A 14,011-nucleotide genomic window follows, 5' to 3' on the forward strand; every position below is an offset into this window, starting at 1 on the left:
TTCTTGACCGCTATTCGAGCCGCCAGTGACGCGTTCCCGACGCGGCACTGGCTTTCGCCGCATCCATGCGGCTCACTCGGCGGCCAAGTCCACCGCTGCATAATTTTTTACGCCGCGTAACAACCAACCCCGTCAGCACTCCCGTATTTGTGTATAAGAGACAAGCCAAGGGGGGAGGCCGGGAAGGGGGGATTAATGGCAAAACCGAACCTTATCGACGGGCTCTGGCGATGCCGCGTCCTTTATCCCAATGCCACCATCAGCGCGCCTAGCGAAATCAGCGCCACGCCGGCGCCGGCCAGCAGCGAAATTTTTTCCCCCAGCAACACCACGGCCAATACCACCGCGAACACCACGCTGAGCTTATCGATCGGCGCCACCTGGGCGACATTGCCGTTTTTCAACGCGACAAAATAAAATAGCCATGACATGGCGCCGGCCACGCCGCTGAGAAGAATAAACAGTAAGGCCTTTTTGTTGGCGATGATATCGCCGACCAATGTCATTTTGCCTTGAGCGACGACGACGCCGACCAAAAAAAGCGCCATTACCACGGCCCGGATCGCCGTTGCGGTATTGGCGTCCAGATTTTGCAGACCGATTTTGCCAAACAGGGCGACCAGCGCGGCGCACAGCGCGGAAAGCAAAGCGTAAATTAACCAGCTACTCATAATGTAAGATCCCAGAATAAACAGACACGTTGAACAAGTAATACCTAATTGGTTTCGCATTGCATTGAGGCGGCGACCGGGCGACAAATTCGTCAGGCGCGAATTTGACCGGCCGACGATGAGGGACGAAATGTCGCTGATGAGGCCTCAGGGTTGGATCGGATAATCGAATAATAAAGCCAACACGGATGCTGTGAGATATATGGCGGAAATGCTACGCCGTGCAGCGACAGATGACCAGACGCTCGGCATAAAACGCCCATCAGTGAGCGGTTGGCTACCCTGACAGGGGTTTTTTCCGCGCCCGCTTCCCTTCGAGCCGTTTTTATCACCAGCCGCGACTAATCTCATGATTACTTACCTTATTTTTCCATGGCTTACCCTGAATGGAAGCAAGTTCCGCTATGCTGGTTATAGCGAATGGTTTTTATAAGGGGTAAATCATGACATTCGATCGGATCCCGGTAGGCATCAGCGCTTGCCTGCTTGGGAACCCTGTACGCTTTGACGGCGGGCATAAGCGCCTGGCGTTTGCCGTAGAGCAATTATCGCCGTATTTCCATTTTGAACCCGTTTGCCCGGAAATGGCCGTCGGCCTGCCGGTGCCGCGTCCGGCGCTACGGCTGATAAAAAACGACGAGGGAAACATTGTGCTGCGCGCCAGCAATGGGTCGCCACTCGATGTGACCGAGCGCATGCGGCAATTTTCCACGGAACGGGTCGGCCGGCTAGGGCATTTGTGCGGCTACATTGTCTGCGCCAAATCGCCTAGCTGCGGTATGGAGCGGGTCAGAGTGTATGACGCCGCGCAAAAGAATGCGCGCAAAAGCGGCACGGGATTGTTTACGCAGGAATTGCTGCGTCAGTTGCCCTGGTTGCCGGTCGAAGAAGATGGCCGCCTACACGATCCCGGTTTGCGGGAAAATTTTATTGAGCGGGTTTATGCCCTGCATGAATTGCATCAGCTGTGGCGGCAGGGACTGAGTCGCGGGGCGCTGATGGCGTTTCATAGCCGCTACAAACTGCTGCTGCTGGCCCATTCTCAGTCTGAATACCGCGAACTGGGGCGTTTTATGGCGGGTATCGATAATTGGGACTCGCTGGAAGACTTCGCGCGCGAATATCGACTGCGGCTGATGAAACTCCTGTCTCATCCGGCGACGCGGCGTAATCACACCAATGTGCTGATGCATGCGCAGGGGTATTTCCGTCGGCAGCTCAACGCCCAGCAGCGTCAGGAACTTGCCGGGTTGATCGATCGCTATCGGCAGGGGTTGCAGCCTCTGTTGGCGCCAATCACCTTGCTGAATCATTATCTGACGGAATATCCGGACGATTACCTTGCCGGGCAGCGTTATTTTGCGCCTTATCCGGAAGCGTTAAGATTGCGGTATGGTCGCTAACGCGCGGCCTGAGGATGTTTGATGAGTACCAATCTGGTCTGGTTGCGTAATGATTTACGCACCATTGATAACCTGGCATTGCATGCGGCTTGTCAGGATCCGCAGGCGCGGGTTATCGCCTTATTTATCGCCACGCCGCAACAGTGGCGGCGGCACGACATGGCGCCGCGGCAGGCCGCTTTTCTGCTGGAAAATCTTCACGCGCTACAGCATACGCTGGCCGAAAAAGGAATTGCGCTTTATTACCATGAGTGCGCGGATTTTTCTGCGGCGGTGAACTGGCTGGCTGACTTTTGCCGGCGGCAGAACGTCACGCGCCTGTTCTATAACCGCCAGTATGAAATCAACGAACGTCGGCGCGACCAAGAGGCGGAAGCGCTGTTGAGCGATCGCGTCGAGTGCCGGGGATTCGATGACAGCCTGCTGTTGCCGCCCGGTCGGGTGCTGACCGGCGAGGGCAACATGTACAAGGTGTTTACGCCGTTTCGCCAGGCGTTTGTTAAACGACTGCTGGAAACGAATACCGACAGCGTGCCGGCGCCAACGCCGAGAAACGGTGCGGTTGATATCACGGCGGCGTTAACGCCGTTCAGCTATCCTCGGCTGGATAACGAGGGCGAATTCCCCGCCGGGGAAGCGGCGGCCTTGCAGCGGCTGCGGCAGTTCTGCCGCGAGCAGGTACAGGATTATGCCCGCCAGCGGGATTTGCCGGCGCTGGCGGGAACCAGCCGATTATCGCCTTACCTGGCGTTGGGCGTGCTGTCTCCCCGCCAGTGTTTTAATCGGCTGCGCGCGGAATGTCCCGATCTGTTGGAACAGCGGGAGAGCGGCGCGTTTATCTGGTTTAATGAACTGATCTGGCGTGAGTTTTACCGCCGCTTATTGGTGTACTGGCCGGATTTGTGTAAACACCAACCGTTTATCGCATGGACCCGGCAGATTCAATGGCGGCAGGCGCCGGACGATCTGGCGGCCTGGCAACAGGGGAAAACCGGCTATCCGATTGTTGACGCGGCTATGCGGCAGTTGAATCAAACCGGTTGGATGCATAATCGTCTGCGTATGATTTGCGCCAGTTTTTTAGTAAAAGATTTACTTATCGACTGGCGGGAAGGGGAGCGCTATTTTATGTCGCAATTGCTGGATGGCGATCTGGCGGCGAATAACGGCGGTTGGCAGTGGGCGGCGTCGACCGGCACCGATGCCGCGCCCTATTTTCGCATCTTCAACCCGACCACGCAGGGCGCGCGATTCGATCCGCAGGGCGCCTTTATTCGTCGCTGGCTGCCTGAATTGGCGGCGGTGCCGGATAAAGATATTCATCAGCCCCATCGCTGGGCCGATCGACAGGGGGAGTCCCTGAACTATCCGTTGCCGATTGTCGATCACAAACAGGCGAGACAGCAGACGCTGGCGGCTTTTGACGCGGCGAAAAATTTAGCCATGGTGCATGACGATCAAACAGAGAAGAGTAAATATGCGTAATAGCGATTTGGAACAGCTGATTAACCAGAAGCTTAACGTTGAGTCCTTTCAGGACTATGCCCCCAATGGCTTGCAGGTTGAAGGGCGTCGGGAAGTGCGGCGTATCGTCACCGGCGTCACCGCCTCGCAGGCCTTGCTGGATGCCGCCGTTGAGCATCAGGCCGACGCCGTTTTGGTTCACCACGGCTATTTTTGGAAAAACGAATCGCCGCTTGTCGTCGGCATGAAGCGTAATCGGCTGAAAACGCTGCTGGTTAACGATATTAACCTGTATGGCTACCATTTGCCGCTGGATGCCCATCCTCAGTTGGGCAACAACGCCCAACTGGCGGCGTTGCTGGCAATCGACGTGCTGGGGACGATCGAACCGCTGGTGCCGTATGGCGAATTATCTCAGACACTTAGCGGCGATGCGCTGCGTCAGCGTCTGGAAGACCGCTTGGGGCGTTCGGTGCTGCATTGTGGGGATAATGCACCGCAACAGATAAGAAAAATTGCGTGGTGTACCGGCGGGGGGCAAGGTTTTATCGAACTGGCCGCCCGTTTCGGCGTCGATGCTTTTATTACCGGCGAAGTCTCCGAACAGACGATTCATATCGCCCGTGAAATGGGGCTGCATTTTTACGCCGCCGGACACCATGCCACGGAGCGGGGAGGGATCCATGCTCTGGGGGATTGGCTGGCCCGGCAGCATGGATTTGACGTGACGTTTATTGATATTCCTAACCCAGCCTGAGGGGTAACGCTTTTTTTATTAAGGATATAGCTTCCAAAATGATAAAAATAAGCAGGTAAAATTCAGGTTGGTATCTTTTTTGCTTTTCCTATTACAACAAGAAAAGCACCTAACTGGATGCAGGAGAGAAGATTGCAACGGGCGCGATGTTATCTGCTGGGCGAGAAGACTGTGGTTCTGGAACTGGAGCCGCCAATGACGCTGCAAAGTCAACAGCGCATCTGGGGGCTGGCTGAGCGTTTGAATCACCATGAAGCGGTGCAGGAAGCGATTCCGGGCATGAACAATCTGACGGTGCTGCTGGCGCAGCCGCAACAGGTTGCGCTGGATGCCATCGAACGTCTGCAACGCTGGTGGGAAGAGAGCGAGTCGCTGCTTTTCGAGCCGCGCGACATTGATATTCCGGTGACCTACGGCGGCGACGCCGGGCCGGATTTGGCATTGGTCGCCAGCCACTGCGGGATGAGCGAAAAACAGGTCGTGGAAGCGCATTCCTCCGCCCGCTATATCGTGTATTTTCTTGGCTTTCAGCCGGGTTTCGCCTATCTGGGCGGGCTGGATGAAAAGCTGCATGTTCCTCGTCGCGCCGAACCCCGACTTCAGGTGGCGGCCGGTTCGGTTGGCATCGGCGGCGCCCAAACTGGAATTTACCCCTTATCGACGCCTGGGGGCTGGCAGTTGATTGGCCGCACTTCCCTGCGTTTGTTCAATCCGCAGAGTATGCCGCCGACGTTGCTGCGTCCTGGCGATAGCGTTCGGTTTTTGCCTCAGAAGGCGGGCATATGCTGAAAATTATTCATGCCGGATTACATACCTCGGTGCAGGACACCGGCCGTTTTGGCTTTCGTCGGCTGGGCATCAGTCAGTCGGGCGCGCTGGATATTCCCGCGCTCAAGATGGCCAATCTGCTGGTGGGCAATACGGAGCGTGCCGCCGCGCTGGAGATAACGCTGGGGAAATTCGTCGCCGTCTTTACGTCTCCTTGCTGGGTCGCGCTGACCGGCGCTGACTGTCATGCCGAATTGGACGGTAAACCATTGTGGACAGGATGGCGCTTTGCCGTGCAGGCCGGGCAAACATTGAAAATGCATGTGCCGCGTCACGGCATGCGCAGCTATCTGGCGTTGTCAGGCGGAATCGAGGTACCGGAAACCCTGGGATCGCGCAGTACCGATCTGAAAGCGGGATTCGGCGGATTTTCCGGACGTTTGCTGGCGGATGGCGACCAGCTTGCGTTGGGGCGCGCCGCCCGGTCGCCGACTGGTGAAATCGGCGTGAAGCAGTTGCTCTTCGGCAACCGCGTCCGGGCCTTGCCGGGGCCGGAATACAAAGAATTCAGTCGGGATGCGCAGGAGAAATTCTGGCATACGCCCTGGCATCTGAGTCCGCAAAGCAACCGAATGGGGTATCGGCTGCAAGGCCCGGAATTATACCGCACGACCCAGCGGGAAATGTCATCTCATGGTTTATTGCCGGGCGTGGTGCAGGTGCCGCATAACGGTCATCCGATTGTGTTGCTGGCCGATGCGCAAACGACCGGCGGTTACCCGCGTATCGCCTGCGTGATTGACGCCGATCTGTATCATTTGGCGCAAATACGCCTGGGGGAACCGGTGCATTTTGTTCGTTGTACGCTGGCGGAGGCTCAGCATGCGGCGCAGGAGCAGCGGCGTTATCTTGATCAACTGGCGTGGAGGCTACATGATTATTGACCTGAATGCCGACCTGGGTGAAGGCGGCGAGCATGACGAAGCACTGTTGAAATTGGTCAGTTCGGCAAATATCGCCTGTGGATTTCATGCCGGCGACGCGGAAACCATGCGGCGGTCGGTACGTTGGGGCATTGACTATGGCGTGGCGATCGGGGCGCATCCAGGCTTTCCGGATCGTGAAAATTTCGGCCGTAAAGCGATGCAGTTGCCTGCGGAGACGGTGTTTGCCCAGGTGGTGTATCAGGTCGGCGCGCTGGCGGCGATAGCCGCGGCGGAAGGGGGAAAGCTGGTTCACGTCAAGCCGCACGGCATGCTGTATAATCAGGCCGCCCGCGAGCCCGCCTTGGCCGACGCCATCGCCCGCGCAGTGAAAATGATTAACCCGGCCTTGCGTCTGGTCGGGCTGGCCGGCAGCGAGCTGATCCGGGCCGGGCAGCGATTGGGACTGGTTACCCGTCAGGAAGTATTCGCCGATCGGTGCTATCTGCCGGATGGCTCGTTGGTGCCGCGTTCCCAGTCAGGCGCGCTGATTAACAGCGACGATCTGGCGTTGGCCCAAACGCTGGAAATGATCCAGCGTAAGCGCGTGCGCGCCAGCGACGGCTCCTGGGTGGATGTTCAGGCGGATACCGTCTGTGTTCATGGCGACGGTCAACATGCGCTGACGTTCGCACGCAAGCTGCGCAACTGTTTTTCCCAGCATCACATCAGCGTCACCGCTGCATGACGGACTGGGCCGTTACCGCCTAAGCGAGGGCAGATGAAAACCGTATTGATTACCGCGTTCGAACCTTTCGGCGGCGAACAGCATAACGCGTCCTGGGAAGCCGCCAGGGTTTTGCATCAGCGTGAGATTGACGGCGCCAGAGTGGTGGTCTGCCAGCTTCCCTGCGTGTTCGATCTGGCTTTGCGACAGCTTTATCGCGAGGTGGCGCAATGGCAACCGGAGGTGGTTATTGCGGTTGGCGAAGCGGGCGGACGGGCCGACATTTCCGTGGAGCGGATCGCCATTAATCTTAATGACGCGCGCATTCAGGATAATCAGGGCAATCAACCCATCGATACTCCGGTGATTGCAGGCGGTCCGGCCGCCTATTTTTCAACGCTGCCGGTAAAAGCGATAGTCAACGCGTTGCGTGGCGCCGGAATTCCGGCCTCGGTATCGCAGACGGCCGGCGCCTTTGTTTGCAATCACCTGATGTACGGCTTGTTGCACCATCTTCATCAACAGGGCGATTTGGCGCGCGGCGGATTCGTACACGTTCCGCATACGCCGCAGCAGGCGGTGGGACATCCCGGCGAGCCCTGTATGCCGAGCCGCACGGTAAGCGATGCGCTGGAAATCATCATCAGCCAGTCGCTGGCGGGACGTCAGGATGCGGCCGTGGCCGGCGGTTCCTTACACTAGCCGCACCGATTTTTATATTATTACGGAGTCATTCATGCCGGAAGGACCTGAGATCCGCCGCGCGGCCGACACACTGGCGGCCGCGATTGCGGGAAAGACGTTGACCCGGGTCTGGTTCGCGTTCCCTGAACTGAAACAGTATGAGTCGAAGCTGGTCGGACAGCGGGTTGAGAAAATCGTGACTCGGGGAAAAGCCCTGTTGACCTATTTTACCGAAGGTCTGGTGCTTTACAGCCATAACCAGCTCTATGGCGTATGGCGGGTGGCGAATGCCGGCGAAACGCCGGAAACCCGGCGCGATCTGCGCGTCAGGCTGGAAACGGGCGATCGGGCCGCTTTGCTGTATAGCGCGTCCGATATCGAAATGCTGACCACGGATTCCCTCGCATCGCATCCTTTCTTGCAGCGGATCGGCCCCGATGTGCTGGATTTGACGTTGACGGCGGAGCAGGTCGGCGAGCGGTTACTTTCCCCGCGTTTTCGCCGCCGCCGATTCGGTGGCTTATTGCTCGATCAGGCTTTTCTTGCCGGACTGGGCAACTATCTGCGCGTCGAGATCCTCTGGCAGGCCCGCTTGGCTGCGCAACACAGCGCGCAGGATTTAAGCGCCGGGCAACTGCAAACCTTAAGCCGGGCGATGCTTGATATTCCTCGTTTATCCTACAACACGCGCGGCGACGCGGATGAAAATCGCCATCACGGCGCCGTTTTCTCTTTTAAGGTATTCCATCGCGCTGGGGAAGCCTGTCCGCGATGCGGACATGTTATTGAGAAAACCATGCTGGCTTCGCGACCGTTTTACTGGTGTCCCGGCTGTCAGAAATAAAAAAATAGCCCGGAGCGATGTTAAACGGCGCCTGCGATAAGTTCGCCGTTTTGCCATTGATCCCCCAACCTACCCTTTGTCGGGAGAGACGTGTTATCCCCGGTGACTGTCTCTTATACACCAGTGCGGGAGCTCTAACGGGGGACGCGGCATAATTTAGCCGTTCGTAGGGGGTGGCGTTTGAACCACCCTGCGTCGGGCGCGTGCTGCGGGGTAGCATGAAAATGGCGTAATGTAGCGCACGAAACTGTCTCTGAGTCTGCATAAAATGTGACTAAGAGACATCCTTGTCAGGGGGAAGACGTCTGTTGCGAAAGGAGAGGCTGGGGCGGAAGACGCGGAAGGTTGGTCTCGCAGGCCGGAGGCTCCGGCCTTGTTCTGTCGATCAATCTTTCAGATTGGATGAAAAATCACGTTTGTCGTAGCCGGTATAAAGCTGACGCGGACGCGCGATTTTAATCCCATCGTCGTGCATTTCATTCCAGTGGGCTATCCAGCCGACCGTCCGCGCCATGGCGAAGATTACGGTGAACATGGAAGACGGAATGCCCATCGCTTTCAAAATGATGCCTGAGTAAAAATCGACGTTGGGATACAGTTTTTTCTCAATAAAGTACGGGTCGTTCAGGGCGATATTCTCCAACTCCATGGCGACTTCCAGCAGGTCGTCTTTTCTGCCCAGCTCCTTCAACACTTCGTGGCAGGTTTCACGCATCACGGTGGCGCGCGGGTCATAGTTTTTATACACGCGGTGGCCGAATCCCATCAGACGGAACGAATCGTTCTTGTCCTTGGCGCGTTTGATGAAGGCCGGGATATGTTCAACCGAACTGATCTCTTCCAGCATACGCAGACAGGCTTCGTTCGCCCCGCCGTGCGCCGGTCCCCACAGCGAGGCGATGCCGGCGGCAATACAGGCAAACGGGTTGGCGCCGGATGAGCCCGCCGTTCTTACCGTGGAGGTGGAGGCGTTTTGTTCGTGGTCGGCGTGCAGGATCAAAATACGGTCCATGGCGCGTTCCAGCACCGGATTCACTTCATATTCCTCACACGGCGTCGCGAACATCATGTGCAGAAAGTTACCGGCATAAGAGAGATTGTTTTTGGGATAAACAAAGGGCTGACCGAGCGAATATTTGTAACACATGGCGGCGACGGTCGGCATTTTGGACAGCAAACGGTAGGCGGCGATTTCACGATGACGCTCGATGCTGATATCCAGCGAATCGTGGTAAAACGCCGCCAGCGCGCCGGTTACGCCGCACAGTACGGCCATCGGATGCGAGTCGCGGCGGAAGCCGTGGAACAGACGGGTAATCTGTTCATGGATCATGGTGTGGCGCGTCACCGTTGTTTTAAAGGTGTCGAATTGCTCCTGCGTCGGGGCTTCGCCGAACAGCAGGATATAGCACACTTCAAGATAGTTGGATTTTTCGGCCAACTGGGCGATGGGAAACCCGCGGTGTAATAAAATGCCCTCTTCACCGTCGATGTAGGTGATTTTCGATTCGCAGGATGCGGTGGAAGTGAAACCGGGGTCAAATGTGAATAATCCCTTCGCGCCCAGGGAGCGGATATCAATCTCCTTTTGTCCCAACGTGCCGGTCAGCACGTCAAGCTCAATAGGGTCTTTACCGTCTAGAGTAAGCGTTGCTTTTTTGTCAGTCATTTATTGTCTCCTAGCGCTTTAATTTTAAACTCTTTTCACCGAAGAAATACCGTCATGCCTGTACATCGGATTAAGGATGGACCAATGACGCTCTGTCGCGACGAATCGTCAATGAGGGTACAGAGCAGGGGCGAAATTTATTGGCTATAGCCCATTGCCTCAGGATGAAAATACCATTCTCCAGATAACTCACATTCGCTGAATTCGTCACCATGATATCTATAATCTTTACATGGATTATCGCACCACTGTTACATAAGTTGCGGCAGTGGGGAAGAATAACCGCAGAGCTTTACTACAGCATAGGGAATTTATCGGCATACTTGTAATTGGAATGTTTATTATTTGTCAAAATTAATGATTAATTTTGAATGAATTGTGAAATTCGTGATGCGAATCACTATTCAAACGAAATGTTCCCAAACAGTTTGTATGGGATTTGTAATAGAAATGTGAAGCTCCTATACTTCGACCAGGTCTCCGGAATACTCTGCCGTAGGAGCACCCAGTATGAATGGAGCATGCGCTGTTTAGATACCGGAGTGTCGATGTTTGAGCGCGTAGCGTGAAACGAGTTTCAGGTTTGCGATATTCATGCTGTCTGACCTGATTCAGGTCCGGAGGAAGACACAATAATAAAAACTGTGTGGGCAAATCTGTGAAAAAACAAAGACCTGTTAATCTGGATCTGCAAACGATCCAATTTCCTGTTACTGCGATAGCCTCTATTCTTCACCGCGTCTCCGGCGTTATTACCTTTGTCGCCGTCGGTATCCTGCTGTGGCTGTTAGGTCTTTCCCTGTCTTCAGAGGAAGGATTCTTACGCGCCGCGCAAATAATGGATAGCTTCCTGGTTAAATTTATCGTGTGGGGCATTCTCACGGCGCTGGCCTATCATATCGTGGGCGGCTTACGTCACCTGATGATGGATTTCGGCTTTATAGAAGAAGACCTCGCTGCCGGTAATCGTTCCGCAAACATCTCCTTTGTCATTACTGTCGTGCTTTCACTTCTGGCTGGAGTCCTCGTATGGTAAGCAATGCGTCTGCATTAGGACGAAATGGCGTACACGATTGGTTGCTGCTCCGCGCTTCCGCTATCGTTATCGTGCTGTATGTTATTTATCTGATTGGCTTTGTCGTCTCCGCTAACAATATAACCTATGACGTCTGGCGCGCTTTCTTTTCTATGGCGCTCACCCAGATATTCACCCTCCTCGCCTTATTTTCCATTCTGGTACACGCATGGATAGGGATGTGGCAAGTGTTGACCGACTACATTAAACCGTTGCCCCTGCGCCTGACTTTACAATTGGCGATTGTGGTTACGCTGTTGGTGTACGTTATTTATGGAACCATTGTGGTGTGGGGGGCGTAATGAATTTGCCAATTAGAGAGTTTGATGCGGTGGTGGTCGGCGCGGGTGGCGCAGGTATGCGCGCCGCACTGCAAATATCGCAGATGGGCCTGTCCTGCGCCCTGTTATCCAAAGTTTTTCCAACCCGTTCCCATACCGTTTCCGCGCAAGGCGGCATTACCGTCGCGCTGGGCAACACCCATGAAGACAACTGGGAATGGCATATGTATGACACCGTGAAAGGTTCCGACTACATCGGCGATCAGGACGCGATTGAATATATGTGCAAAACCGGACCGGAAGCGGTGCTGGAACTGGAGCACATGGGATTGCCGTTCTCGCGGCTGGACGACGGCCGTATTTATCAGCGTCCGTTCGGCGGACAATCCAGAAACTTCGGCGGCGAACAGGCGGCCCGCACCGCCGCCGCCGCGGACCGTACCGGTCATGCCCTGTTGCATACGCTTTATCAGCAGAACCTGAAAAATCACACCACCATCTTCTCCGAATGGTATGCGCTCGATCTGGTGAAGAATCAGGATGGCGCCGTCGTGGGGTGTACCGCGATTTGTATCGAAACGGGTGAAGTCGTTTATTTCAAAGCCCGGGCCACGGTACTGGCGACCGGCGGCGCGGGACGTATTTATCAGTCCACCACCAATGCGCATATCAATACCGGCGATGGCGTCGGCATGGCGTTACGCGCCGGGGTGCCGGTGCAGGATATGGAAATGTGGCAGTTCCACCCGACCGGCATCGCCGGCGCCGGGGTGCTGGTGACCGAAGGTTGCCGCGGAGAGGGCGGCTATCTGCTGAATAAGCACGGCGAACGCTTTATGGAGCGTTATGCGCCGAACGCCAAAGATCTGGCCGGCCGCGACGTGGTGGCCCGTTCGATTATGATCGAAATCCGCGAAGGGCGCGGTTGCGAGGGGCCGTGGGGGCCGCATGCCAAGCTGAAGCTGGACCATTTGGGTAAAGAGGTGCTGGAATCCCGCCTGCCGGGCATTCTGGAATTATCCCGCACCTTTGCCCACGTCGATCCGGTGAAAGAGCCGATTCCGGTTATTCCCACCTGTCACTACATGATGGGCGGCATCCCGACCAAAGTCAGCGGTCAGGCGCTGACGGTGAACGAAAAAGGGGAAGACGTGGCGATCCCCGGTCTGTTCGCGGTCGGCGAAATCGCCTGCGTTTCGGTGCATGGCGCCAACCGTCTGGGAGGAAATTCACTGCTCGACCTGGTGGTGTTCGGTCGAGCGGCGGGGATGCATTTGCAGGCGTCGCTGGATGAGCAGGGCGCGAGCCGCGACGCCAGCGAGTCGGATATTGAAGCCTCGCTCGAACGTCTTAACCGCTGGAACAACAGCACGTCGGGCGAGGATCCGGTGGAGATTCGCAAGGCGCTGCAATCCTGTATGCAACACAATTTCTCGGTATTCCGTGAAGGCGATGCGATGGCGAAGGGGCTGGAAGAATTGAAGACCATTCGTGAACGGCTGAAAAACGCCCGGCTGGACGACCGCTCCACGGAATTCAATACCCAGCGGGTGGAGTGTCTGGAGCTGGATAACCTGATGGAAACCGCGTATGCGACCGCGGTGTCCGCCAACTTCCGAACGGAAAGCCGCGGGGCGCACAGCCGTTTCGACTACCCCGATCGTGATGATGAAAACTGGTTATGTCATTCGCTGTATCTGCCGCAAACCGACAGCATGACGCGCCGCGCGGTGAACATGCAGCCTAAACTGCGCCCGGCCTTCCCGCCGAAAGTGCGTACCTATTAATCGCGGGGGATTGATTGATGAAACTTGAATTTTCTATTTATCGTTATAACCCGGATGTGGATAGCGCGCCGCGGATGCAGGATTACCGGTTGGAAGCGGAAGAAGGGCGTGACATGATGCTGCTGGACGCCCTGATTCTGCTCAAAGAACAGGATCCGACCTTATCGTTTCGTCGTTCATGCCGCGAGGGCGTCTGTGGTTCGGATGGCGTTAACATGAACGGTAAAAACGGTCTGGCCTGCATCACGCCGGTATCGGCATTACGGCGCGGAAATAGTAAAATCGTCATCCGACCTCTGCCCGGATTGCCGGTTGTGCGCGATTTGGTAGTGGACATGGGGCAATTCTATGCCCAATATGAGAAAATAAAACCTTACCTGTTGAATAATGGGAAGAATCCACCGGCGCGCGAGCATTTGCAGTCGCCAGAGCAGCGCGAAAAGCTGGATGGGTTATATGAATGTATTATGTGCGCCTGTTGTTCAACCTCTTGTCCGTCGTTCTGGTGGAACCCGGATAAGTTCGTCGGGCCAGCGGGATTGCTGGCCGCATACCGCTTCCTGATCGATAGTCGCGATACGGAAACCCAGCCGCGGCTCGACAATCTGGACGATGCTTTCAGCGTATTCCGCTGTCACAGCATTATGAATTGCGTCAATGTTTGCCCGAAAGGGCTTAACCCGACGCGGGCGATCGGCCACATTAAATCCATGTTGCTACAGCGCAACGGGTAACCGGGCGGGGCGCCGTTTCCGTTATCCCCGCGCTAGCCGGCAGGGAACGGCGGCAATGGCGCAGGGCTTGAACGTCAGGCAAGTGACATCTTGTCCCCTTGAAATGGATTCAAGGGGATGGCAGGAAATCTTTAAAAGCGGGCTTTGACGCCAGAGCCGGCTTTCAAAGGTTCCTTAACGGGTAACTATGGATACAGGACACGGCTTGTCAACGAGCGAACCGT

The 14,011-nt window shown here is 56.0% G+C and carries 14 protein-coding genes; 12 read left to right on the plus strand and 2 right to left on the minus strand.

The features are described 5' to 3' along the window. Window positions 1-242: 242 nt before the first annotated feature. Window positions 243-671: an EamA family transporter gene (locus ABRZ26_RS07875; RefSeq protein ID WP_319603709.1), complete on the minus strand. Its 429-nt coding sequence runs from the start codon at window positions 669-671 to the stop codon at window positions 243-245. Window positions 672-1,114: 443 nt separating this feature from the next. Here ABRZ26_RS07875 and ABRZ26_RS07880 point away from each other — a divergent pair, with 443 nt between their 5' ends. From ABRZ26_RS07880 to nei, 8 genes are all read left to right on the plus strand, one after another. Beyond that, window positions 1,115-2,074, plus strand: coding sequence for a YbgA family protein (locus ABRZ26_RS07880; RefSeq protein ID WP_319603710.1), 960 nt, complete (start codon window positions 1,115-1,117; stop codon window positions 2,072-2,074). Between the two features lie 21 nt (window positions 2,075-2,095). After that, entirely contained in the window at window positions 2,096-3,559 is a 1,464-nt protein-coding gene (phrB, locus tag ABRZ26_RS07885; RefSeq protein ID WP_319603711.1) for a deoxyribodipyrimidine photo-lyase, read from the plus strand. Continuing rightward, the gene (locus ABRZ26_RS07890) at window positions 3,552-4,295 is read left to right on the plus strand and encodes a type 2 GTP cyclohydrolase I (protein WP_319603712.1); all 744 of its coding nucleotides are present in this window, start codon (window positions 3,552-3,554) and stop codon (window positions 4,293-4,295) included. Before phrB ends, ABRZ26_RS07890 begins: the two co-directional genes overlap by 8 nt. 132 nt (window positions 4,296-4,427) lie before the next feature. Beyond that, entirely contained in the window at window positions 4,428-5,084 is a 657-nt protein-coding gene (pxpB, locus tag ABRZ26_RS07895) for a 5-oxoprolinase subunit PxpB (protein WP_319603713.1), read from the plus strand. Beyond that, on the plus strand, window positions 5,078-6,007 hold the full coding sequence (gene pxpC / locus ABRZ26_RS07900; protein ID WP_319603714.1) for a 5-oxoprolinase subunit PxpC: 930 nt from the start codon (window positions 5,078-5,080) through the stop codon (window positions 6,005-6,007). The genes pxpB and pxpC overlap by 7 nt, the downstream gene beginning before the upstream one ends. Further along, a complete protein-coding gene (pxpA, locus tag ABRZ26_RS07905; protein ID WP_319603715.1) occupies window positions 5,997-6,734 on the plus strand; it encodes a 5-oxoprolinase subunit PxpA in 738 nt (245 codons plus the stop codon). The genes pxpC and pxpA overlap by 11 nt, the downstream gene beginning before the upstream one ends. A gap of 33 nt (window positions 6,735-6,767) precedes the next feature. Then, the gene (gene pcp, locus ABRZ26_RS07910; protein WP_319603716.1) at window positions 6,768-7,415 is read left to right on the plus strand and encodes a pyroglutamyl-peptidase I; all 648 of its coding nucleotides are present in this window, start codon (window positions 6,768-6,770) and stop codon (window positions 7,413-7,415) included. A gap of 34 nt (window positions 7,416-7,449) precedes the next feature. After that, complete coding sequence (nei, locus tag ABRZ26_RS07915; RefSeq protein WP_319603717.1) at window positions 7,450-8,241, plus strand: endonuclease VIII; 792 nt, start codon at window positions 7,450-7,452, stop codon at window positions 8,239-8,241. A gap of 385 nt (window positions 8,242-8,626) precedes the next feature. On the opposite strand, the gene ABRZ26_RS07920 is transcribed toward nei, so the two are convergent. Continuing rightward, window positions 8,627-9,910 carry a citrate synthase gene (locus ABRZ26_RS07920; RefSeq protein WP_319603718.1) on the minus strand — a complete coding sequence of 428 codons (1,284 nt, stop codon included), beginning with the start codon at window positions 9,908-9,910 and terminating at the stop codon, window positions 8,627-8,629. Between the two features lie 646 nt (window positions 9,911-10,556). Between ABRZ26_RS07920 and sdhC the strand changes: the two genes are divergently transcribed. From sdhC to ABRZ26_RS07940, 4 genes are read left to right on the plus strand one after another with little or no spacing between them, the layout of a single operon-like run. Further along, on the plus strand, window positions 10,557-10,946 hold the full coding sequence (gene sdhC, locus ABRZ26_RS07925; RefSeq protein WP_319603719.1) for a succinate dehydrogenase cytochrome b556 subunit: 390 nt from the start codon (window positions 10,557-10,559) through the stop codon (window positions 10,944-10,946). Then, window positions 10,940-11,287, plus strand: coding sequence for a succinate dehydrogenase membrane anchor subunit (gene sdhD, locus ABRZ26_RS07930; RefSeq protein ID WP_319603720.1), 348 nt, complete (start codon window positions 10,940-10,942; stop codon window positions 11,285-11,287). Before sdhC ends, sdhD begins: the two co-directional genes overlap by 7 nt. Next, window positions 11,287-13,053 carry a succinate dehydrogenase flavoprotein subunit gene (gene sdhA, locus ABRZ26_RS07935; protein ID WP_319603721.1) on the plus strand — a complete coding sequence of 589 codons (1,767 nt, stop codon included), beginning with the start codon at window positions 11,287-11,289 and terminating at the stop codon, window positions 13,051-13,053. Before sdhD ends, sdhA begins: the two co-directional genes overlap by 1 nt. A 17-nt stretch (window positions 13,054-13,070) precedes the next feature. Beyond that, complete coding sequence (locus ABRZ26_RS07940) at window positions 13,071-13,787, plus strand: succinate dehydrogenase iron-sulfur subunit (RefSeq protein WP_319603722.1); 717 nt, start codon at window positions 13,071-13,073, stop codon at window positions 13,785-13,787. The last annotated feature ends 224 nt before the right edge of the window (window positions 13,788-14,011 follow it).

The sequence above is a fragment of the Brenneria sp. L4-2C genome, assembly GCF_040240335.1.
Taxonomy (GTDB): domain Bacteria; phylum Pseudomonadota; class Gammaproteobacteria; order Enterobacterales; family Enterobacteriaceae; genus Brenneria.